This is a genomic window from Halorussus sp. MSC15.2, from assembly GCF_010747475.1.
GTDB lineage: Archaea > Halobacteriota > Halobacteria > Halobacteriales > Haladaptataceae > Halorussus.
The window spans coordinates 262461-285968 of sequence record NZ_VSLZ01000001.1 but is presented as its reverse complement, the minus strand read 5'-3'; the positions used below and the strand labels follow the sequence as shown (position 1 = coordinate 285968).

General features: G+C 65.1%; 16 protein-coding genes and 1 pseudogene. 10 read left to right on the top strand and 7 right to left on the bottom strand.

The window, feature by feature from the left end; translation table 11 throughout:
* Window positions 1-26: 26 nt before the first annotated feature.
* Window positions 27-875: a sugar phosphate isomerase/epimerase gene (locus FXF75_RS01470; protein ID WP_163519793.1), complete on the top strand. Its 849-nt coding sequence runs from the start codon at window positions 27-29 to the stop codon at window positions 873-875.
* Window positions 876-1034: 159 nt separating this feature from the next.
* Window positions 1035-1175, top strand: coding sequence for a TRASH domain-containing protein (locus FXF75_RS01465; RefSeq protein WP_163519792.1), 141 nt, complete (start codon window positions 1035-1037; stop codon window positions 1173-1175).
* A gap of 23 nt (window positions 1176-1198) precedes the next feature.
* Here FXF75_RS01465 and FXF75_RS01460 read toward each other — a convergent pair whose 3' ends face one another.
* Window positions 1199-2575, bottom strand: a complete 1377-nt coding sequence (locus FXF75_RS01460) for an alkaline phosphatase family protein (RefSeq protein WP_309221736.1) — start codon at window positions 2573-2575, stop codon at window positions 1199-1201.
* Window positions 2562-3776 carry an inositol-3-phosphate synthase gene (locus tag FXF75_RS01455; RefSeq protein ID WP_163519791.1) on the bottom strand — a complete coding sequence of 405 codons (1215 nt, stop codon included), beginning with the start codon at window positions 3774-3776 and terminating at the stop codon, window positions 2562-2564. The genes FXF75_RS01460 and FXF75_RS01455 overlap by 14 nt, the downstream gene beginning before the upstream one ends.
* Window positions 3777-4176: 400 nt before the next feature.
* On the opposite strand from FXF75_RS01455, the gene FXF75_RS01450 reads away from it, so the two are divergent.
* The 4 genes from FXF75_RS01450 (at window position 4177) to FXF75_RS01435 (ending at window position 8796) form a co-directional block, all read left to right on the top strand.
* Entirely contained in the window at window positions 4177-4977 is an 801-nt protein-coding gene (locus tag FXF75_RS01450) for a TatD family hydrolase (RefSeq protein ID WP_163519790.1), read from the top strand.
* Window position 4978: 1 nt separating this feature from the next.
* Window positions 4979-5809, top strand: coding sequence for a sugar phosphate isomerase/epimerase (locus FXF75_RS01445; RefSeq protein WP_163519789.1), 831 nt, complete (start codon window positions 4979-4981; stop codon window positions 5807-5809).
* Window position 5810: 1 nt separating this feature from the next.
* Complete coding sequence (locus tag FXF75_RS01440) at window positions 5811-6728, top strand: UbiA family prenyltransferase (RefSeq protein WP_163519788.1); 918 nt, start codon at window positions 5811-5813, stop codon at window positions 6726-6728.
* 253 nt (window positions 6729-6981) lie between these two features.
* Window positions 6982-8796: a sorbosone dehydrogenase family protein gene (locus FXF75_RS01435; RefSeq protein WP_240334475.1), complete on the top strand. Its 1815-nt coding sequence runs from the start codon at window positions 6982-6984 to the stop codon at window positions 8794-8796.
* Window positions 8797-8835: 39 nt separating this feature from the next.
* On the opposite strand, the gene FXF75_RS01430 is transcribed toward FXF75_RS01435, so the two are convergent.
* Both FXF75_RS01430 and FXF75_RS01425 read right to left on the bottom strand, forming a co-directional pair.
* Complete coding sequence (locus FXF75_RS01430; RefSeq protein WP_163519787.1) at window positions 8836-10527, bottom strand: aldehyde ferredoxin oxidoreductase family protein; 1692 nt, start codon at window positions 10525-10527, stop codon at window positions 8836-8838.
* A gap of 54 nt (window positions 10528-10581) precedes the next feature.
* Window positions 10582-12449, bottom strand: a pseudogene (locus FXF75_RS01425) (cation:proton antiporter).
* 278 nt (window positions 12450-12727) lie between these two features.
* Here FXF75_RS01425 and FXF75_RS01420 point away from each other — a divergent pair.
* Complete coding sequence (locus FXF75_RS01420; RefSeq protein WP_163519786.1) at window positions 12728-14953, top strand: N-6 DNA methylase; 2226 nt, start codon at window positions 12728-12730, stop codon at window positions 14951-14953.
* 94 nt (window positions 14954-15047) lie between these two features.
* Entirely contained in the window at window positions 15048-16262 is a 1215-nt protein-coding gene (locus FXF75_RS23240; protein WP_309221735.1) for a DUF6498-containing protein, read from the top strand.
* An 11-nt stretch (window positions 16263-16273) separates the two neighbouring features.
* Here the strand turns inward: FXF75_RS23240 and FXF75_RS01410 are convergent, their stop codons facing one another.
* Both FXF75_RS01410 and FXF75_RS01405 read right to left on the bottom strand, forming a co-directional pair.
* Entirely contained in the window at window positions 16274-18259 is a 1986-nt protein-coding gene (locus tag FXF75_RS01410; protein WP_163519784.1) for a long-chain fatty acid--CoA ligase, read from the bottom strand.
* A 63-nt stretch (window positions 18260-18322) separates the two neighbouring features.
* Complete coding sequence (locus FXF75_RS01405) at window positions 18323-19561, bottom strand: Gfo/Idh/MocA family protein (RefSeq protein ID WP_163519783.1); 1239 nt, start codon at window positions 19559-19561, stop codon at window positions 18323-18325.
* A 134-nt stretch (window positions 19562-19695) separates the two neighbouring features.
* On the opposite strand from FXF75_RS01405, the gene FXF75_RS01400 reads away from it, so the two are divergent.
* Window positions 19696-19950 (top strand): hypothetical protein, encoded by a 255-nt coding sequence (locus FXF75_RS01400; RefSeq protein WP_163519782.1) that lies wholly within the window; start codon window positions 19696-19698, stop codon window positions 19948-19950.
* Window positions 19951-19982: 32 nt separating this feature from the next.
* Here FXF75_RS01400 and FXF75_RS01395 read toward each other — a convergent pair whose 3' ends face one another.
* A complete protein-coding gene (locus FXF75_RS01395; protein WP_163519781.1) occupies window positions 19983-20894 on the bottom strand; it encodes an MBL fold metallo-hydrolase in 912 nt (303 codons plus the stop codon).
* A 1895-nt stretch (window positions 20895-22789) separates the two neighbouring features.
* On the opposite strand from FXF75_RS01395, the gene FXF75_RS01390 reads away from it, so the two are divergent.
* Complete coding sequence (locus FXF75_RS01390; RefSeq protein ID WP_163519780.1) at window positions 22790-23269, top strand: hypothetical protein; 480 nt, start codon at window positions 22790-22792, stop codon at window positions 23267-23269.
* Window positions 23270-23508 lie beyond the last annotated feature (239 nt).

Here is a 23508-nt window from a genome sequence, read left to right as displayed (position 1 = left end):
TTGAGCGATGCTGTCGTACCGACGCCATGGTCGAACTGGCCTTCTCCACGAACGCCTACACCCGCCACTCGCTCCCGGAAGCGGTACGTCGAATCGCGGACCACGACTACGCCGGCGTCGAGATACTCGGCGACGACCCCCACGCCTACTTCCCCTCGTTCGGCGACGAGGAGACCCGGTCGCTCCGCGAGGCGCTGGACGAGACCGGTCTCGACGTGTCGAACGTGAACGCCAACACCGCGATGGGGTACTACGACGACGCGCCGCCATCCGCGTTCTTCGAACCGAGCATCGTCAACGCCGACGACGAACTGCGCGAGTGGCGGGTCGAGTACACGAAGCGCGCCATCGACCTCGCCGAGGCGGTCGGCGCTCCGGCGGTCTGCGTGGCGACCGGCCGTCCGTTGCCGGGGAACCCGCCCGAGCAGGCCCGCGAGTACCTCGACCAGTCGCTCGACGCGATACTCGACCACGCCGAGTCGAAGGGGGTCGAGGTCGGCATCGAGTTCGAACCGGAACTGCTCGTCGAGTGTACCGACGAGGTACTCGAACTCGTCGAGGCGACCGGCCGCGACTCGCTGGGCATCAACCTCGACGTGGGCCACGCTGCGGTCTACGGCGAGGACCTCGGGGAGACGATACGTCGGTCGGCGGGTCACATCACCGGTGTCCATCTGGAGGACATCGTCGGCGGACGCCGGGGGAAACATTACCACCGGATTCCGGGCGAAGGGGACCTCGACTTCGGGACCGTCTTCGACGCCCTCGACGATGTCGGCTACGACGGGTTCGCCACGCTGGAACTGTACACGTACCCGGCCGAACCCGACCGGGCGGCCGCGGAGGCGTTCGAGGCGTTGGCCCAGTACGTCTGATAGGGTCGGTTGTAATTCGTTCCAGCCCGTATTCGTCGTCAGGTTGTTTCACGCCCGAGATACCGGCGGTCACGGACCACTACCGAAAATAGTTACAACCGACCCTATGAGCGACCTGCGGCCAGAGTCCTTTTGCGCTCGCCAGCCCACGAATCGGACATGGCGGAGTGTTTCGTCTGCGGGGGACGGGTCCACGAGTACGAGGAGATAACGACCACTCGGTCGGGTGAGTCGTACTACTTCTGCTGTGACGAACACAGAGAGGAGTTCGAGCGCACGCCGGGAGCGTTCCTGAGTTAGTCCGAAGCGAGGAAACTTTCGAACTACTCCAACAGCGACGACGCCTCGAACGCCGCGTCGAGTTCGTCCTCGATACCGAGGAGGTCCGCGACGGTCGGCGCGACGGCGCGCGCGTCCACCGGCCCGTCGAGTCCGAGGTCCGGGGCCGCCGGGCCGCTGAGACCGTAGAACGCCAGCGTCCCCTCGTCCACCCGGCCGTGGGACCCGCTCACCTTCGTCGCGTCGAGCGAGACCGGCCCCGAATCGCCGAAGAACAGTTCGCACGGGTCGAACCCCGGTTTCGCGTGGATGTCCATCTCCGTCGCGTAGGCGGGGGCGTCCTCGTCGTCGTCCCACCAGTAGTACTGGAACCACGCGTCCGGGTCGGCGACGAGAACGAGGTCGCCCGCGTTCGGGTGGTCCACGTCTCGCTCGGCCTTCCCCCGGTCGTCCAGCACCTCGGCCACGCCGTCGAGGTCGGCGAGCGCGTCGCGGGCGTCCGACGGAGAGTCCGTGTAAACGTGCGCGACTTGATGGTCTACCATGGCGAACGCGTCCGACGCCGGGATATCCACTTCCTCGCCGCCCTCGCCGTCGTTCCGGACCGACAGCAGTCCGGCCTCTCGGAGCGCGCGGTTCGGGAAGACGGGGGTCTCGACCTCGTGGAATCCGTACTCGCTGAGGACGTTCACGACGGTCTCGTCCCATCGCGCGTCGTCCCGGAGGTCGGCGACGAACTCGCCGACGAGGTCGTCCACCGTCTCGACCGCCGACTCGACCTCGGGGGCGTCGGGACCGTGGCGCTGGGCGTCGTAGTCGAGGTGGGGAACGTACACCCACAGCAGGTCCGGGTCGTAGCGTTCGACCGCCTCGCGGGCCGCGTTCAGAATCCACTCGCTGCTCTCGCGACTCGCGCCGGGACCCCAGTACCGGTGGAGCGGGAAGTGGCCGTACTCGGCTTCGAGGTCGTCGTAGAAGCCGTCGGGGTTGGTCCAGCAGTTCATCTCGACGAGGTCGTTGTTCTCGTCCTCGATGGGCGAGGGCGTCACCGCCACGTCGGCGTCGGTCCCGATGAGGTGCTGGAAGAACAGCGCGCCGGTGGTGAGACCGGCGTCGCTCGCGGTCTCCCAGATGCGGTCCCGGTCGTCCCGGTCGCGCTCCCAGAAGGCCACGGTCTCGCGGTCGCGGTCGTACTCGCCGCTGGAGACGTCGCCGTGACTCGCGGGCGACCGACCCTCGCCGAGCGTCGTCTGGACCGGCACCGTGACCGCGGGGAACGGCGGGCGGAGCGCGGCGGTCGAACCGCCGTCCAGCGCGTCGCCGATTCGCTCGGCGAGACCCGTCTCGACGTGGTCCGGGCGGAGACCGACCACGTCGAGGACTATCACTCGCCCGGCGTCGGCGTCCTCACCGCTCGCCACCGGCGCTCACCTCCGAGCGTCGCTCGCGGGCGTACTCGTCGAGCATCTCGAACTGCCGGGAGAGGTCGTGTTCCTCCACGCCGAGCGGGGCCTTGAAGAACGACGCGAGGTGGCGCTGGAGTCCGCCCTCGCCCCGCCGGTCGGCGTACGCCACGAGTCGGACGAGGTCGAGGACGAGGGGCGCGGCCAGCGCCGAGTCCGACCCCTCCCACGTGAACTGCATCGTCATCTCGGTGTCGAGAAAGCCCTCGAAGTGAATGTAGTCCCACGCGGTCTTCCAGTCGCCCAGCGACGGCGTGTAGTCGATTCGGACCCGATTGTGCCCCACGTCCGGCAAGATGGCGTCGAGGATGTCGCCCTTGCTCTCCAACTTGCCCGCCTCGTTGCGCTCGTCTTCGAGGACCGCGCCGTCGGTGTTCCCGAGGATGTTGTGGCCCTCCCACGACATGACCCGGAGGTTGCGCCCCGCGAACATCGGCGCGAGCGCCGACTTGACCAGCGTCTCGCCCGTCTTGGCGTCGCGTCCCATGTGGGGCACGTCGTTCTCGGCCGCGAGTTCGCGCAGTCCGCCGAGCGCGCTCCCGGTGCTCGGCGTGAAGTTGACGTAGGGGTGGCCGCCCTTCAGCGCGGCGTAGGCGTACAGCGAACTCGCGGGCAGGTCCGGGTCGTCGTCGGCCACGGCGTCCTCGAACGCCGACAGCGTGTCGTACTGCTCCGGGTCGGCAGTCGGCGGCTCCGTCGATGCGAGGTTGACGACGACGACCCGGTCGAGGTCCTCGCTCGCCCGGAACGACTCGTAGTCGTCGCGGATGCGCGAGACGGTCTCGGCGAGCGACCGCTCGGCGTCGGCGGTGTCGTCGGCGATGTCCGCGATGGCCTCGCCCGCGTTGACCGCGGTGCCCGTCCTGATGCGGTCGTCGATGGCGCGGAGGTCGTCGGCGACCGTCTCGACGGTCTCGGGCGCGGGCGTTCCGTCCTCGGACAGCGCTCTCGCGGATTCGACGAGACTCCCCTCCCGGACCTCGTGGCCTGCGAACGTCAGGTCGGCGACATCGGGTAGGTCGAGGTCCGCCGTCGGCCGCCGGGCCGTGACCAGTCCGGTCTCGTCGGTCGCGCCGCGAGCGATAGCGCGCGCACCGACCGCCGCCGTAGTAGCGACGTTGCCCCGCGCGCCGATTACCCAGATTCCCGTCCCCGTCATCGTGACCCTCGCGGTCCGGCGCGCCTCGGTCGCGGTGAACGACGCTCCGAGTGCGCTCTCGTGGACTCGGCGAGGCGTCTCACCGTAGGTACTCCACGTCGGAGCCAGCGAATCGCAGTTCCGTCCATTACCGGCGGGACTACGACGTGGAGTCGGTTAGTTATCCAGTAGTTTCCCCGAAGACGATGCGATTCCCACCGCCTGACGACGACCGGCAGTCGAAGCACCGCCCTAAAACGGCCACATACTCGCGTTAAGCCCGTTATTTTGGGTCGGACAATCAGCTATTTCGGCCGTTCGAGAGCGATGACGGGACCGAGCGACCGGTTCGGGCCGTCGCTCGGCCGCGCCTGCGGGAAACTGACGAATAACAAAGGGTCTACCCGTCCTTCTCGGGGGTATGCGCATTATCGACCCGCACATGCACATGGTGTCGCGCTCGACCGACGACTACCAGCGGGCGCGGCAGGCGGGAATCGAGTGCTGTATCGAACCGGCGTTCTGGAGCGGGCAGGACAAGCGACACGCCGGGTCGTTCTTCGACTACTTCGAGCAGATAATCGAACACGAGACCGACCGCGCCGAGCGAGTCGCGGGCATCGACCACTACGTGACCATCGGTCTCGAACCCAAGGAGGCGAACTACCCCGAGATGGCCGAGGAGGTGCTGGAGCGCATCCCCGAGTACCTCGACCGCGACCCCGTCGTCGGCGTCGGCGAAATCGGACTCGACCAAGACACCGAGGACGAGCGCGAGGCGTTCCGCCGACAGATTCGGATGGCCGAGGAGCGCGAACTCCCGGTCATCGTCCACACGCCTCACACCGACAAGCCCGAGGGGACCCGGACCATCGTGGACATGATTCAGGACGAGGACGTGACCGAGGAGCGCATCATCATCGACCACAACACCGAGAACACCATCGACACCAGTCTGGAGACCGACTGCTACGTCGGATTCACGCTCTATCCCGGGAAGATAGCGGACGAGAAGGCCATCGACCTGCTGGAGGAGTACGGCACCGACAAGATGATACTCAACAGCGCCGCCGACTGGGACCCCTCGGACCCGCTGGCGGTGCCCAAGGCCCGCGACAAGATGCTCGACCGAGGGTGGGACCGCGAGGAGGTCCGGAAGGTCGTCTTCGACAACCCCTACGAGTTCTTCGACCAGTCGCCGAACTTCGACCACGAGCGGTAACATGGACTTCGGATTCTCAGCCAACGCGTTCCGCGACTACGGGCCGGTCGAGACGGTCGAGATACTCGCGGACGCGGGGTACGACGGCGTCGAGTTGCTGTTCGACCAACCCCACCTCTACCCGCCCGAGACGGACGAGGAGGACGTGGCCGAACTGCGGCGCGCGCTCGACGATGACGACCTCGCAATCAGCAACTGCAACGCCTTCATGCTGACTGCCATCGAGGGGTTCCACCACCCCTCGTACGTCGAACCCGACGCCGAGTACCGCCAGAAGCGCATCGACTACACCCGCGAGGCGCTCCACCTCGCGGACGCGTTCGACGCCGAGTACATCTCCATCGAACCCGGCGGTCCGATTCCCGACGGGAAGTCCCGCGAGTGGGCGATGGAGACGTTCGTCCAGAGCCTGAACGAGGTGATTCCGACCGCCGAGGAACTCGGGGTGGACCTGCTGGTCGAACCCGAACCCGACCTGCTGATAGAGACGACCGACCAGTTCCTCGAGTTCGTCGATATGGTCGATTCGTCCGCCGTCGGGTGCAACTTCGACGCGGGTCACCTGTTCTGCGTCGGCGAGGACCCCGCGGCGGCGGTCGAGACGCTGGGCGAGTACGCCGACCACTACCACGTCGAGGACATCCCGGCCGACCGCTCGCACGAACACACCCAACTCGGGGCGGGCGCGATGGACATCGACGCGTTCCTCGAAGCCGTGGAGGCGTCGGGCTACGACGGGTTCGTCACCGTGGAACTCTACCCGTATCAGGAGACCGCCGAGGAGACGGCCCGCGACGCGATGTCGTTCTTGGCGGAACACGGGTGGACGTGAGGTGGGCGACGCGCGGTCGCGGTTCGCCCGCTCAGTCGGGGTGTACGCCGAACTCGTCCGGGTTCCGAACCTCTTCACCGCGCCCCCGGACGTGCTGTTGGGGGCCGCGCTCGCCGCCGCGACCGGAACCGGCGTCACCCTCGGCGGCGTCGCCGGACTCGCGTTCGCGTCGATGTTGTTGTACGCCGCCGGGACGACGCTGAACGACGCGTTCGACGCCGACGTGGACGCCGTAGAGCGTCCGGAACGACCGATACCCTCCGGGCGAGTGTCCCGCCGGACGGGGTACGCGCTGGGCGCGGCGTTGCTGGTCGCCGGCGTCGCCGTGGCGGGCGTCGCCGCCGGAGTCGTCGGCGGAATCGTCGCCGTCTCGGTCGCTGGGGGAATCGTGCTGTACGACGGCGTTCTCAAGGGCGGGGTCGCCGGGTTCGCCGCGATGGGCGCGGTTCGAGGGCTGAACGTCCTGCTGGGGACGACGGCGGGCGAGTCGCCGACGCCGTCGCTGGCCGCCGCGGGCGTCGCTCTCGCGGTCGCCGCGTACATCGCCGCCGTGACGTTCATGGCGTCGGGAGAGACCGAGTCCGGCGGTCGGCGGAGCGTCCTCGTCGCCGGTTCGGGGGCCGTCGCCGCCGGAGCGGTCCTCCTCGTCCGGTTGGCGGTCGCGCGTCCGCGTCCGCTCGACGGCGCGGCGTCGCTCGTCCTCGGCGTCGGATTCCTCGCTTGGACCGGCCGGGCGCTAGGCCGGGCTTACCGGAACCCGGTTCCGGAGACTATCGGCCCGGCGGTCGGAACGTGCGTGCTGGCGCTGGTGGTCCTCGACGCGGCGTTCGCGGCCACGGTGGACGCGGCGTGGTCGCTCGTGATACTCCTGTTTCTCGTCCCCGCGGTCGGACTCGAACGGTGGTTCAGCGTAACGTAACGCGGCGTACGGATAGCGCGTCGAGAGCGGACGTGTAGTGGACCGAGAGAACGGGGCACACGGGGAGCCCGAATCAGACCGTTGTCCGACAATAGGTGCAACCTATCGGCCTGACAGCCGCAATTCCCGCGCTCCGACGCGGTCGTAATGGAGGTGTCGGCGTCGAAACCCGCCCTTCGATATCGAAACGATACCGGAGGCTCCAAAACGAAGTTGCGGGCTTATCTGGCGAGTCGCCGAGAGCCACGTTGCGATGAGTGACGAGAAAAGTGACACCACCGACGAACAGACAGACGAACAGACGGACGGAATGACTCCCTCGCGACGCAACGTCCTCCAAGGCGTCGCCGCGGGGACTGCGGCCGGATTCGTAGGGTTAGCGGGGGCACAGCAGACGACGACCCAACAGGACGGACAGCGACAGGGCTTCTTCCAAGAGGGGACGCAGGTCGGCACCGAGATGGTAGCGAACGGTCAACTGACCGCGCCGACCGACTACGCGGTCGCTGAAGGCCCGAACAACCGCGAGTTCGTCACCGACCAGACCGGGCAGGTCTACGCCATCACGGAGAACGGTCTCAGCGACGAACCGTTCATGGACATCACCGACCGGATGGTCGAACTGGGTACGTTCTACGGCCTCTACGCCGACGCCCAGCAGAACTACGACGAGCGCGGCCTGCTCGGCATCGACTTCCACCCGAACTTCGCGGAGAACCGGAAGTTCTACCTCCACTACAGCGCGCCGCCGACGGACGAACTGCGAACTATCAACTGGGACCACATCGAGGTCGTCTCGGAGTTCCAAGCGACCGAGGACTTCGGGTCCGGCAATCCGGACTCCGAACGCCAGCTGCTGCGGATTCCGTCGCCCCAGTACAACCACGACTCCGGACCGATGGCGTTCGGTCCAGACGGCTACCTCTACGTCCCGATGGGCGACGGCGGCGGCGCGAACGACTACATGTACGGCCACGTCCCCGACTGGTACGAGAACAACATCGGCGGTAACGGACAGGACATCGTCCACAATCTAATGGGCGACGTCCTCCGCATCGATGTGGACACGCAGGGCGAAGAACTCCCCTACGGCATCCCGGACGACAACCCGTTCGCGGGCGAGGCACCGGGACGTGACGAGATATACGCCTACGGGTTCCGCAACCCGTTCGGCATCTCGTTCGACAGCGACGGCAACATGTTCGTGGCCGACGCCGGGCAGAACCTCTGGGAGGAGGTAGACCTCGTCGAGAAAGGCGGGAACTACGGGTGGAACGTCAAGGAGGGGACCCACTGCTTCAGCACGGAGCGACCCAGCGACCCGAGCGCCATCACGGACTGTCCGTCGAACGCGCCCGACCAGCCCTACGGCGGGGCACCGCTTCAGGACCCCATCGTCGAGTTCCCGCACGAGTACAACGGCGATTGGGTCGGTATCACGGTTATCGGCGGCCACCGTTACGAGCAGTCCACCATCCCGCAACTCCAAGGCAAGTACGTCTACGGCGCGTGGACCGCGGACCCGACCCGGGAGGCCCCGGACGGACGGGTATTGACCGCGGAACCGCCTCAGAATTTCGGTCAGGGCGGCCAGACGCAGACGACGGCCAACCAGACCGAGGCGGCGGGTAACCAGACGACCACTCAGGAAGGCGCGCTACAAGACGAGACGACGACTACCAACCAGACGACGGTAGAACCGGCCGAGACCGAGAACGTCGAGAAGGCACCCGCCGAAGAGGGGACGCCGGGCGACGTGACGACGACACCCACCGGCGAGGAGGACATCCCGCCCCAAGGACCGGGCGTCGTCCCGCGCGACCAACTCTGGACGATGCGCGAACTCGTCTTCGACGGCGAGTTCAACTGGTTCGTCCGCCAGTTCGGCCGGGACGCGGACGGCGAGATTCTCGTTCTCGTCAACAAGCGCGGCGTTCCGGAGGGCGACACCGGCGCGGTGCTGCGACTCGTGCCGTCCGGACAGGGCGACGGCCAGCAGACCACCGAGGGCGGCCAGCAGACCACCGCGGACACCGACGAGACCACGACCGCCGCACAGGACAGGTAGCGTCGCTCGGCGCGACGCGTCGAGAGCGGACGGTCCGAATCAGTCGTCCGCGCTCGCCGCGCCCGAACCGCCTGAAATCCGGCTCTCAGGGACAGTCCCGTCGTCGTTCCAGTCCCGGACCTCGTAGTACTCGTCGAGCGCCGACTCGAAGTTCGGCAGGTCGTAGGGCAGTTCGTCGTCGGCCCGGTCGAACCCGCGCCGGTTGTTGAAGTGGCGTTCGAGTTCCACGACGCGGGCACCGATTGCCTGCAGGTCGTCGTAGTCGGCGTCCAACAGTTTCTCGAGGCGTTCCTCGGTCAGGAAGTCCCGCGAGAACTTGCAGACGACGCCGGAGTCGAGAATCGCGTTGTGGTTCTCCTTCTCGGCCACGAGCGGCGGTTTGCCGTCGAGTCCCTCGGGGTCCACGGCCTCGTCCTTGCCGACGAGGGGGTACTCCTTCGAGTAGAACTCGGCGTACATGTGGTCCGCGCCGCGGTTCGAGGTGGCGAACGCGAGACCCTGCCCGTTGAGGTGGCGGCCGTCGTGGGCCGCGAACTCCAACCCCTTCACGGTCCAGTCCTCGACGCCCAGTTCGTCGTGGGCGCGGGCGACGCCCTCCGCGAGTAGGTCGCCCTCCTCCTCGCGGTAGGCTATCTTCTCGACCAGTTCGTGAATCAGGTCGGAGTTCCCGAACTCGTCTTCGGCCGCGAGGTACGCCGACACCGCGTCGCCGCAGGAGATGGTGTCCATCCCCAGTTCGTCGCAGAGGTCGTTGGACTTCATCACTGACACCACGTCGTCCACGCCCGCGTTCGACCCGAACGACATCACCGTCTCGTACTCCGGCCCCTCGGTTTCGAGTCCCGTCTCCTCGTCTCTGGTCGGGAGTTTGCACGCGAACGCGCACTGCGAGCAGGTTCCCTTCTCGTACTTCTTGTCGCCGACGGCGTCGCCGCCGATGTCGGCCGCGCCCTCGAACTCCAGTTCCGAGAAGTAGCGCGTCGGGAGCGCGCCGACGTGGTTGGCGTACTCGGTGACGCTGGTCGTCCCGGCCGCCTTCATCGGGTTGTCGTCGTCGGTCGCGGCCTCCCGGTGGACGTCCATCGAGACCGGGTCGATGTCGACCTCGGGCGCGGCGTCGCCGTCGAACGAGACGCACTTGACGCCCTTCGACCCGAGGACCGCGCCCAGACCCCCGCGGCCGAACGCCCGGTGTTCGGTGGTCATGATGGCCGCGAACCGGACCTCGTTCTCGCCCGCCGGACCGGCAACCGCGAGTTGGTCGTCGCCCAGACCGTGGCGCTCGGCCATGACGTCGCCGGTCTCCGAGACCGTCGCGCCTTCGAGTTCGGGGACCGCCTCGAACGTCACGCCGTCGTCCGTGACGTGAATCGCGAGCAACTCGTCGCTCCGGCCTGTAATCTCGACCACGGCGTTGCCCGCGCCGGTGAAGTTCCGCGAGAGGAACCCGCCCGCGTTCGAGGAGAGCAGGCCGTCGGTCAGCGGCGAGAGACCGGTGCAGTTCATCCGGCCGGTGAAACTCATCCGAGACATCTGAAGCGGACCGGTCGAGAAGAACAGACTGTTCTCCGGGCCGAACGGGTCGGCGTCGAACGGAATCCGGTCGTGGGCCAGTTTCGTGGCGGCGCCCCGGCCGCCGACGAACGATTCGAGAACGTCGTCCACGTCCTCGGTCCGAGTCGTGCGGTCGCTCACGTCGATGGTGAGGAGCGGACCTTCGGCGTGTTTCATAGCCGCTAGTTGGGGAATGTGAATAATAAAACGGGGAGGTTCCGCGGGTGCGCGTTACGCGGGCGGGTGACAGCGGTCGATGGCTTCCCAGACCGCGTCCTTACGGCCGAGGAAGGTGATGTGGTCGCCGTGCTGGAGGGTGAAGTCCTCCTCGGGAACCTCGCTGTTGCCGCCCCGTCCCACGAGCGCGATGAGGACGCCGTTCGGGAGTTCGTCGTCGAGTTCCGCGATGGTCTTGCCCACGAGGTCGTCGGCGGTGACCTCTATCTCCTGCACGTCGCCCGACCGGCCGAGTTCGGTCATCCAGTTCGAGAGCGCCGGACGCTCGATGACGTTGTCGATGGCCCACGCGGTGGCCGACGAGGCGTCGATTGTCCGCACGCCGAGGTCCTCGAAGGCGTCCACGTTGTCGGGGTTGTTGACCCGCGCGATGACGGTTTCGGCGTCGAACTTCGAGTTCGACAACTGGGCGACGAGCAGGTTCGCGTCGTCGTCGCCGGTCGCCGCCACGACGATTTTCGCGTTGTCTCCGCCCGCGCTCCGGAGGACTTCCGTGTCCGTCCCGTCTCCGTGATGGACGGTGAAGTCCTCGCCGCGGGCTAGCTCTACCATCTCTTGGTCTTTCTCGATGATGACCACGTTCTCGCCACGGTCTTCGAGGCGTTCGGCGAGCGAACGGCCCACCTTCCCGCCTCCGACGATTATTACACGCATAGGTATCACGTCCAAGTATTCCGCGATGTGTCGAGCGAATCCGCCCTCGAACACGACCGTCGCCAAGATGACGAGGAAGACGGTCCCGACGAGGACGTTCGCAGTCTGGTCGAGTCCCTGATTCTGCAGTTGGACCGCGAACAGGGTGGCGACCGACGCCGGGATGATTCCCCGCGGTCGACGACGCTCATGAACACCCGCTCGTTGAGGGTGTATCGGTCGCCGGTCGTCGAGAGGAAGACGCCGAGCGGTCGGACCACCAGCGCCACGGCCAGAACGACCACGAATCCCTCCCACCCGAGCGCCAGCAGGTTCTCGAATTTGAGCAACGCCGCCAGCGCGATGAACACGAACGAGAGGACCAACAGCGTGATGTCACCCTTGAACGCCGCGATGTCCTCCTCGTAGGGGAGGTCGGCGTTGCCGAGGACGATACCCGCTGTCGCGACCGCCGCGATGCCGGCCTCCGCGGCCAAGGTGTTCGCGCTCCCGAAGGCGACCAGCGCGCCCGCGAGGGTGATGAGCCGAGCGTTCTGCGGGGCGTTGGCCGGAGAGAGGTCCACGTGGCGCAGGAAGTAGATGACGATTCCGGCCACGACGAGACCCGCGAGGACGCCGATGCCGAGTCGCTGGGCGAAGTCGACGATGACCTCGTTGGCGGTCGGGTCCTCGAGAACGACCACCTCGAACGTCACGACCGCCAGAATCGCGGCGGTCACGTCGTTGACGACGCCCTCGGTTTCGAGCGCGATTTCGACGCGGTCGCGGGCGGGAACCACTTCGAGGATGGGCGTGATGACGGTCGGACCGGTGGCGACCAGCAGCGACCCGACGAGCATCGCCACGTCCCATCCGACGTTGAGCGCGAACCGGACCACCACGGCGGTCCCGACGAGCGCGATGACGGCACCGATGGTCACGAGTTTGAGGGTCGCCGAGGGTGCCTCGCGAAGTTTGTCGGTGGTGAGGTGGAACGCCCCCTCGAAGACGATGATGGCAACCGAGAGACCCACGATGGCGGACAGCGCGCCACCGAACGCCTCCGGCGTAACTATTCGCAGTCCCTCGGGTCCGATGACGATGCCCGCGAGGATGAGAAACAGCACGCTGGGCACCTGAAATCGGTCGGCTAACACCTGCGCTCCGACGCCGAGACCGATTATCGCGGCCACGATAGGGACGAGATTTGCGCCACTTCCGGCTGCCACTTTTGTAGAACCTCCGTGTGGGAGTGAAATGGGGTAATGAGGTTTAAAACGGTCGGAAGAGGTCAGGAGCCGGTGATTGCGTGCGTTTATGTACGAGGAACCGACCGGACGCCTCGTAGATAGTTCTTCCGTCTGGCGATTTTCGTCGGAGATGAGTGCGCCGACACAGCGCGCCGAGGAGGGAGTTCATCGGTCGAGGGACGTTGGCTGGTCCCGAACTGGCGAGGCGAAACAGTAGTTAGTTAACGAGACCTCCTCCCGTAGTAACCACGGAAACGATGAGTGACCGAGGAATCTTGGAGCGGTGGGGGCGCGAGAGCACGCCCTACGACGCGTTCACGAGCGTGGCCCTCGACCTGTTGGAGACCGACGAGCGGGTTCGGGCGGCCCGAGCGGAGTGGGAGGAGTTCGTCACGACGAGCCACGGCGACGTGTTCGGGGACGTGGACGCGGCGAATCCGAGAGACGAACTGTTCGTGGACGCGCTCTACTACGACTTCGTCGTGGACCAGTTCGTCGAGTTCGCCGAACGCGAGTTCGGGTTCACCCTCGTCAATCCGGAACCCAGCGCGAACACCGACGCGCTGTCGTTCGGCTTTCGGGAGTTGCACCGCCGCGTCGCTGAGGCCGACGGGACGACCGCCGCGCCGAGCGACGCGCTCACGAAAGAGGACCTCCGGAGCGCCGATACCGACTTCCTGCGCACGCTCTACGAGGGCGTCGTCTCCCGGGAAATCCGGCTCGCGCTGGGCGAGTACTACACCCCGCGCGGCGTCGCCGAACTCGCGGTGGACGCCCTCGACGCGGACGACTTCGAGACCGCGACGTTCCTCGACCCCGGGTGCGGGTCTGGCGTGTTCCCCGCCGTCTGCATCGACCGGAAGATTGCGGCGATGCGCGGGGACCGCACTCCGACAGAAATCGTCGAGAACGTCACCGATTCGGTCGTCGGCATCGACCTGAACCCGGTCGCGGTCAAGAGTACGAAACTGAACTATCTGCTCTCGTTGCTGCCCGTCCTCGAAGACGCCGACGTGGACGCGGTCGAACTCCCGGTGTTCCTGACCGACGCGCTCGGACTGAGCCACGACGGCGACCTCTCGTTCGCGGGCGAGACCATCGACCCGACCGCCGACTACCTCGTCGGCAACCCGCCGTGGATTCCGTGGGGCCGACTCTCCGAGGACGTGAAGGACCGCTGGCGCGCGACCGACGCCGACCTCGACCTCCTCCCCCACGACGGGGCCGCCTCGCGGTTGGGCTACGCCAACGACGACGTGTCGATTCCCTACGTCTGGGTCTGCATCCATCGGTACCTGACCGAGGGCGGCGGTGCGAGCTTCGTCATGAAGCGCGACATCATGACGGGACCGGCGGGCAAACTCCTCCGGACGCTCACCGTGGGCGACCGACCGCTCGCGCTCGACCGAATCCACGACTTCAACCGACTCCGACCGTTCGGCGAGCAGGTCGGCGCGAACGCGGCGATATACGCGTTCCGGGCCGACGCCGACCACTCGTTCCCCGTCGACGCCACCTCGTGGACGGCGGGCGACGCGCGGCCCGACTTCGCCACGGCCGAGGCGATTCGGGAGACGCTTGCCGCCGCCCGGACCGGCGTCGTTCCGGTGGACGACGAGGACACCACCTCGGCGTGGATACGCGAGGACGCCGAACGCGGCGCGCTCGGCGAGTGCGCACACGACATCCGTCACGGCGTCAAGGACGACGCGCAGGACGTGTTCTCCATAAACCGCGAGGAACTGGCCGAGATGGAGTCGGCGTTCGTCTACCCGTACATCAAATCGAAGCACGTCGTCAAGTACGGCCTGTTCGGTCACGAACTCCGACTGGTCCCGATGCGGAAGGCCAACGAGGACAACGAGGGAGAACTGAAGAACCGGTATCCGAAGACCTACGACTACCTGCGGAGCCACCGCGAGGCGCTGGAAGACCGGGCCTCCTCGTGGCTCCAGAAGGGACCGTTCTACAACGTCTTCGGACTGGGCGACTACACGTGGAGCGAGTACAAGGTGGTGTGGTGCAGGCTCGGGTTCAAACCCCACTTCGCGGTCGTCTCGACCGTCGAGGACGACGACCTCGGCGAGAAACTGGTCGTCCCGGGCGACCACTACATGTTCGTCGCGGCCGGGAGCGAGCGCGAGGCCCACTTCCTCTGTGCCCTGCTCAACTCGGCGATATACCAGCGGTCGCTGAAGAACGTCGCCTCCGAAGGCAAAGCCAGCCTCTCGAAGACGGTCGTCTCGAAGCTCGAACTGCCGGAGTATCGCGAGACCGAGGCGAGTCGGCGACTGGCCGACCTCTCGATGCGCGCCCACGAAATCGTCCCCGAACACACCGACACCTCCAAGCGCGCCTACAACGAGCGGACGATACCGGAACTGGCGGCCGTGCAGGCCGAAATCGACCGCACCGTCGAGGAGATGCTGACCGACGGGACGCTGTTCTCGGACTCCGGTCAGAGTACGCTCTCGACCTTCTGAGACGGGGATTCGAGCATCGTTTCCTTCAGCGGATGTTGTTGGATGGAACGACGCAACGGAATCATATTTATGGATGCTACGGAGACGATAAGAAGTGCGACCCGGCCGAACACGCGACGAACGACTCCCGGTCGTCGGGATAGTCGGAACGAACTTGTTTCCATTAGTCGGCGTACTCGCTCTCGGTTGGGACGTCGTCGCGCTACTACTGCTGTACTGGGTCGAGATAGGAATCGTACTCTGTTGGTCCGGCGTCGAAGCCCTGTTCGCCGAACGACGCTCTACTATCCACAGCACGCGAGTCCCCCTCGACGGCCTGTTCGAGAAACGCGGCGGTGTCCGCCTCTGGAGAGGTGGTCCGCGGGTGTACCCCAGAAACGTCCCCCACACGGTCGGCCTGCTCGCTATCCTCGGCGGGGTCTGGGCGTTCTCCGGATACTCACTGTTCGTCTTACAGGGGCAGGAATTACTGGCGTGGACCCCCAGCGAACTGGTCGTAGGAACGGTACTAGTGGGTGCCGTCGGCGCGTTCGTCGCTCGCGGCGTCACGTTCCGGTCCGAGTATCTCGGCGACGAGGAGTACCGAGAGGTGTCGGCGCAAGCAGTAGCGGCGGGCCCGGCTACCTACTTGCTCACGATGTGGGCGTTCGCGTCGGTCGTCGAAGCCCTCGTCAGCACCGAGACCAGCGACGTGGTCGCGTTCGTCGGGGTCGTCGGTGTCAAACTCGGATACGACCTGTATCGGTACCGGACGGGACCGACCGCGAGTCGCGTCTCCGACATCGTCGCCAACCGTCTCGGCACCGACGAGGAGTCGGCACGGACGACTATCGAGACGCCGGACGAAGAACCGACCGCTCGTTTCTTCCCCAACGGGCGAGCGGTCCGTCTCGGCGGACTCCTAATCGGACTTGGATACGCACTGTCCGTACACGGGATTTTTGTCCTGTTTCCGCTGTGGTTCCTGCTTCAGGGAGCGACCGGCGTACCCGTTGCGACGAGTATCGTCGTGGGGATAGTCGCGGCTATTACCGCCGGAAAGGGAATCGAGCAGTACGTCCAGTACGGGTCTATGGAGTACGGGCTTTCCGAGCGGAGCGTCGCGGGATACGACCGCTGTCTGGCGACACCGCAATGGCGAGTGGCGTACGACGAAATCGAGACGGTTACCGTCACGAGAGGCCTGTCCGGGCGATTATCGGGGACCGGTACGGTTCGGATTCGAACCTCCGACGGTCGAGTGATTACGCTGGCCCACCTCCCGGACGCGAAACGGGTCTCGGAGAGAGTCGATACGAGAGTCCGATGAGATAGTCGCCCTCAGGCTTCCTCGTACTCGCGCTCGTAAATCTCGTCTATCTCGTCGGCGAACCGCTTCAGGATGTTCCGGCGCTTCTTCTTCATCGTCGGGGTCAGCAGGCCGTTCTCCTCGGTGAACTCCTCGCCGACCACGCGGAACTGCTTTATCTGCTCGTGGGACTCGAACTGCCGGTTGACGCGCTCGACCTCCTCGTCCATCCACGCCCGGACGCGGTCGTGACGGGTGAGGTCTCGGTCGTCGTCAGGCAGGTCGATGCCCTCGCTCTCGGCGCGCTTGCGGACGCCCTCGAAGTTCGGGACCACGAGCGCGGAGACGAACTTGTGGCCGTCGCCGATGACGACCGCCTGTTCGACCACGTCGCTGGCCGCGAAGGCGTCCTCGATGGGTCCCGGCGCGACGTTCTTGCCGGTCGAGAGGACCAGCAGTTCCTTGGCTCGTTCGCGGAACTCGACGTAGTCGTCGTGGCGGAGTTCCACGATGTCGCCGGTACGGAACCACCGCTCGCCCGAGTCGTCCTCCGTGAACGCCCGCTCCGTCGCGTCCGGCATCTCCCAGTAGCCCTCGGTGACGTTCGGTCCCTTCACGAGGAGTTCGCCGACCTCGCCGTCGGTGCCGCCGAAGGTCTCCTCGGACACCACCGAGCTATCGACTCGAACTTCGGCGTCCACCACCGGCGGCCCGATGGTGCCGACTTTCGGCGCCTCGGGCGGGTTGACCGCCACGACGGGCGAGGTCTCGGTCAGGCCGTAGCCTTCGAGAATCGGCAGACCCATCCCGTGATAGAGCGCGCAGAGGTCGGCCGAGAGACTCCCGCCGCCGCTGATGAGGAAGTCGATGTTGCCCCCGAGCGCGTTCCGGACCTTCCGGAAGACGAGGGCGTCGGCGACGGCGCGCTTGGCCCGGAGGACCGCTCCCGGGTTCTCGGTCTCGAAGTACTCCCGGCCCACCTCGGAGGCCCACTCGAACAGGCGCTCGCCGACCGCCGAGGACTCGGCCTTCGCACGGACGGCGTCGTACATGCGCTCGTACACCCGCGGGACGCTGGTTCCGGTCGTGGGTTCGACCGCCTGAAAGTCCTCCTGTATGGTCTCGGGACTCTCGGCGTAGGCCACGGTCGCACCGGCGGCGAACATCAGGAAGTGGCCCGCGAGTCGTTCGAGGACGTGCGCCAGCGGGAGGAACGAGACGGTCCGGGCGTTCTCGTCGATGGCGGGGACGTCGGTCTTGTCCGGCCGGGGACCGAACCGCTTGTAGCACTGGTTGACGTTCGACCGGAAGTTGCGGTGGGTCAGTTTCACGCCCTTCGGCTTGCCCGTCGTTCCGGAGGTGTAGATGAGCGTGGCGAGGTCCTCGGGGTCGCGGGCGTCCACCCACGACTCGTAGCTCTCGCGGTCGAAGGCCTCGCTCCCGCGCTCGTACAGGTCGCCGAGCGTCAGTACCTCGAAGGCCGCCTCGTCGGCCACCGACGCCCCGCGGTCGCCCAGTTCGTCCATCACGACCGCGAATTCGAGGTCGAGCGAGTCCTGCACCGAGACCACGCGGTCGAGCAGTTCGGCGTTCTCCACGACGACGCCGTCGGCGTCGGGGTCGCCGAGCAGGTACTGGACCTGATTGGGCGAAGACCCGCGGTAGACGGTCGTTACAACCGCGCCCGCCGCGAGCAGGCCGAAGTCGGCCTGCGCCCACTCCATCCGGGTGTCGGCGAAGATGCCCACGCGGTCGTCGGCTTTGACGCCCAAGTCGCGGAACCCGGCCGCGAGCGACCGGACCACGTCGCGCATCTCGGCGTACGAGAGCGACCGGAACTCCCCGGCGGCCGCCGCGGGGAAGGCGGTACCGGCGAGCGACCGGTCGTAGACGGCCCCCTTGTACTGCTGGGCCGGGCGGTTCTCGTGCCGGGCCGCGCTCTCCTCGAACAGTCGCGCCATCGTGGACTGGCCGACTACTTCGTCGTCGTACTCCCGTTCGGCGTCACGCCACTCCATACCATTCAGTCAGAAGCGCGCGACATTAAGGTACTCCCGAACTTCCGGGGGGTTCAATCGCGTTTACTCGGCCCCACTGTTCCCGTCAGCGCCCTCGACGACCTCCTCGCGGGTGACCTCCCGGCCCAGTTCCGCCGAGCGATAGATGCCGTCGGTGACGACCATCGACTCCAGCGCGAGGTCGTCGGTCGGCAGGGGGTCGGCCCGGCCGCGGAGCGACTCGACCCAGTGGTAGAGCGGGTCGGCCCAGATACCCGACTCGTAGGCCGCTCGGCCGCGCTCGCCGTCGAGGAACTGCTTGCGAAACAGGTACTCTTCGAGGTCGGCGCTGGCGCGCATCTCCACGTCGGCGACCGTCGAGAAGTACTCGAAGGAGTCGAGGCGAACGCCGCCCTCGGTGCCGACCACGGCGCTCGATTCGTCCTCCATGTAACGCGACCAACTGGCCCGGACCGAGAGGACCGACCCGTCCTCGAAGGTGACGAACGCCGCGCTCACGTCTTCCACGTCGTAGCCGCTCTCCTCGATGCGCCGGGCGTACTCGGACGACTCCCCAGTTCCGCCCTCGGCGTCGAATCGCTCGGGCACGGTCTGGAACGTCTCGCCGCGTACGCGCTCGACGGCGGGCGGGTCCCCGTCGGGCGACCCCATCAGGTAGAGGAGTTGGCCGACGGTGTAGCTCCCGAGGTCGAGGACGACGCCGCCGCCCGCCGTCTCTTCCCGGACGAAGGGCGGGGAGCCGTACCCGTCGACGTAGGGCGTCCCGCGGCGGCGCGCGCCCAGCGGGACTTCCTCGGGGTCGCCGTCGCCGCCGAACGCGAACCCCGGCGACCGGGCCGCGATGCCGTGGTAGATTCGACCGAGTTCGCCCGCGTCGGCCAACGCCTTCGCGGCCCGCGTCTCGGCGGTGTAGAGTAACTGGTTCTGGACCGCGAGACGCTGTCCGGTCCGGTCGGCCGCCTCGCTCATCCGGTGAGCGTCGGCGTAGCTTCCCGCCATCGGCTTCTCGCAGAAGACGTGCGCGCCCGCTTCGAGAGCGTCCACCGCGATGTCCGCGTGGAGCGTGGTGTGAACACAGACGTTCGCGGCGTCGAGGTCGGCCGCATCGAGCATCGACTCGTGGTCGGGGTAGCTTTCGGCACCGCACTGCTCGGCGAGCGCCCGCGCCTTCGCTTCGTCCACGTCGGCGACGGCGACGACTTCCGCGCCCGGAATCGAGTCGTAGCGCGCCGCGTGGTTCCGGCCGCGGTTGCCCGCCCCGACGATACCGATTCGGATTGGTTCGGTGAGTTGCACTCCCATCAGAATCAGCAAGTCGGACGACATGGGGACGTAAACCGCTGATGGCTGTCCCGGCCGAGACGCCGCGTTCGGCCGCTCGCTGGCCGCTTTCGACCGACGGAACGGTCTTCTATCGCCGTCGGCTAGGAGGAGACATGGACGCTCCAATCGAACTCGAAACCGAACCGGAGGAGCACCAGTATCTGGTCGCCGCGAAGTGTGAGAGCTCCGCGGGTGACGTGACGAAGGAGTACGGGTTCGTCGACGCCGACTCGCCAACCGCCGCCGCGGCTATCGCCGGACAAATCTGGAGGAACTACGACAAAATTCCGGTGGGCGAGATTTACGTCGCGGACTTCACCGACTCGTTCGAATTGTCGAGCATCGACGTGGCAGACGGCGAGGAGTAGACAGAACTCGTCGGTAGCGTCACGCCCGACTACTACTCGCGACTATCCAGATACCCCACGACGCCGCGGGTGTTGAGTCGCGCCTCCTCGCTGGCCTTGCGCTCGCCCCACACGTCGGTCATCTCCGCGTGTTCGGCGAAGTAGTCCTCGACCGCTTCGGGGTCGCCCAGTTCCTCGTACTTCGCCTCGACAGTCTCGACCCACTCGCGGAGGACCTCGGCGTACTCGTCCGTGACGCCGCCATCGTACTCGCGCGGGCCGAAGTGCGGGTAGAGCAGCGTCTCAGGGTCGAGGTCCCGGATAGTTTCGAGGTCAGCGATGCACTGTTCGAGGTCGAAGTTCGAGGGCGGCGAGGTCTCGCGAATCTCCTCGGTGGCGGGGACCCAGATGCCCGCCGCGTCGGCGGTGAACACCGAGTCGTCGTCCCGGTCGTGGAAGACGACCTGATGGGGCGCGTGGCCCGGCGCGTGGTAGACGTCGAGGTGGTGGTCGCCGAGATTGATGGTGTCGCCGCCGTTGAGTTCGACGATGCGGTCCTCGGGCACGGGTTCCGGTTCGACGTAGAACTCCCACTGGTCGCCGACCGCCGCCTTCGTGCCCTTCACGAGGCGGGCGGGGTCCACGAGGTGGGGCGCGCCGATTTCGTGGACCATCACCTCGGCGTTCGGGCACGCCTCCGCGAGGAACCCCGCGCCGCCCGCGTGGTCGAGGTGAACGTGCGTCGGCGCGATGACCGCCACGTCCTCGCGGGCGATGTCCAACTCGTCCAGCGCGTCCAGAATCAGTTCGTGGTGGGTGCCGATGCCCGTGTCCACGATGGCGGGCCGGGCGGCGTCGTAAACGTAGACCGCGCCGTACTCGTCGGTATCGTACATCCCGGTGTCGAGGTAGTAGAGGTCCGAGCAGTCGCCGACCGTGACTTCCCGGAGGTCGCCCTGCGTCATGGTCGTTGGGTGGTCGCGGCGCGGTAAAAGGTGTTCGCCCTCGGAAAGTTAGTCGGGACGGTCTTCGCCAGTCGCACGGTCCCTGATACTGACTCACGGGAATCTGGGTTAATCAACGTGAGAGAGGTCAGAACTTTCGACAGCCACACAAAGATGATTACGAATAATGTCGAAATCCCGTGTTGCAGTGAAACGAACATCTGGCGATATAGCCGCTCTACTCGGGGACAAGCGCATTATGGCCAGATAATCAGCACGCTAATCGGAGAAGGGGGGAACAAGATATTTACCTTTATAATATACATCCAGACTCATGAAAGTATCTCGGCGACTTGTCCTTGGACAGTCTATAGCCATAGTCAGTTCTTTTGTTGCAGGATGTAGTGAGAGAAAGGTCTCGGAAAGACGAAAGCCTTCCGAGACGACCACGACGCATGTTACTACTTCGTGTACTCCCGTAGATGCCGACTTTGCGGTGCCTGCTCCATCGAAGCCAGCAGAACTTACTACTGAGACAGTCGAGACTCCCGTTGCTCGTATCGAGAAGGCGTACGAAGATACGCTCACGATTACGCCAGAATTACTTCCGAACGTCCCCCGAGAGGCAGAACTAAAACAGTACTCTCTTCGACGTGCGAACATCAAGGAGACCTCTCCCAGAACGTTTCGAGTGAAATTCGTCGGAGTAGCACGGTACACCGTCAGCAAGCGGAATGGCGAACGCGTAACGACAAGTAGTGAAAACAGAACCGAGCGGACGACGCAGAAATCGACGGTGGTTCACCACGACGCCCCCATTCGAGTAGCTGAATATCGCGTTACTCCCGATTTAATCGCCCGCGTGGACGGAATCGGGGACCTTAAGGGTGTACTCCACTGTTGGTAATTTCCTTCTACCTCACTCGCGGACGCTTGCCGGACTGAACGTCAAAAGTCGTGAACGTAGTTGATGCAGATTTTGAGGAACCCTTTTTCGATGGGTTTGTACTCGGCAACGGTTGACTGACCGTTCTAATCTGACGAGCGACTAAATCCAACAATAGGATAATCACATATTCCACTAACAAATATATAATCATATAATCTGGATTGAGAAAATTTTATTCTTCTATCGTAGTTATTAATTACTGTCGTAATATGAGTACATTCGACATTGGCGTTTGGTTAACAGCGGACCTGTACAACTTTGGTCCAGGAAATCCGAGTAGCGCGCTAGACAAGTTCATCACGAATGCGTTCAATGATGCAGGACACTCTGTCAATCTAGACATCCACACAGCCAACCCGAGTCCGCCAAACGAGAACATCGTCGGTGACGGGTGGCCTGCCGATGATACGATGAAGTGCGACGGGCATTATGCAACGGTGACGTACAGTTCCCTCGACGAGTGGTGGAACGATTGGCACTACTGTAAGGCCGATTACACCCACAATGACGCGAATCTCCTCGTAACGAACTACGACAGCGATTACGGGGTGACGACAGGCAACTGTTCAGATTCGAGAAGTCACCTATGTGTTGCCGAAGCCCATCGGTGCGGTGACCTAGCAGACGAATCTACGACCGCGGAAGGAAGCGAAACCCGTTACGCACAGATGTACGCGAGCGTCATCCACGAGCTTGGTCACGCTGCCATCAACGAACATTTGTCCGCTAGCTGCGGTTCGTCCCCCTTAGCCGAAGAGCAGATGGCACGCAGCTGGTATGAAACGAGTAGTGGCCCTGCCCGATGTACACCGATGGTGTCGTGGGACAACGATAACGGCTCAGTTAACGAGTGTTGTGCCGACTTGGTAGAGAACCCGTACGGAACTGGGACTGAAATCTACTGGCAGCCAACGTACTCGGACTGCACAGCAAACCATATAGAAAGTTGTAGTGATAGGTGAAATTCATGACCGAAAAATCGCGACGCGACATCCTGAAGTATACCGGTTCGAGCATCGTCGCTCCGTCTCTACTGGCGCAATCGACCTCCGCAAAGACCACAAGCGACGACTTCAGGAAGACGCCAGGACAGCATACGTTGCCGGGCAACATCCATCTAGTGAATAACAGCCAGAACACCCGAGAGGTCACGGTTACGATAAATCGGGTCACTCCGGGTAAGCAGAATCCGGTGGTCGATGAGTTCAAGTACGTAATCGACGGCCAAAACGGGAAGGTGAACAAGGATTCTGCTTCGAACATACTCGTGGACGACACGCCGATTAAGATGTCCACACCGGGTATCTTCGAGGTCAACGTGGAGACCGACGACGGACGCACGGAGTCGTACGAGTTCACTAACCCAACCGGGAGAATGAGAGAAAACGAGAGGCTCAACATTCGTCTGGTCTGGGGTTCACTAAGAATCACGAGACAGCGGACGTAGGAAACCCCACTGCTTCCAGCCGTTCTCTTTTGTAAAGATACGCGTCGCTCGCATCCTCCGAGAGAGTGCCAGCACGGTTTCGGGGATAGCCAGTCGTCAAACACTCCTGCGCGGAAAGTGGGGTGACTCCGCGATGTACTGTAGGCAGTCAAGCGGTCAGACTGTATCCCCTGATGCCGCTACCGTTTCGTAGCAATCTTCCGAAATACGAGTTGTAAGGTTCTTCTAGTTATCCCAAT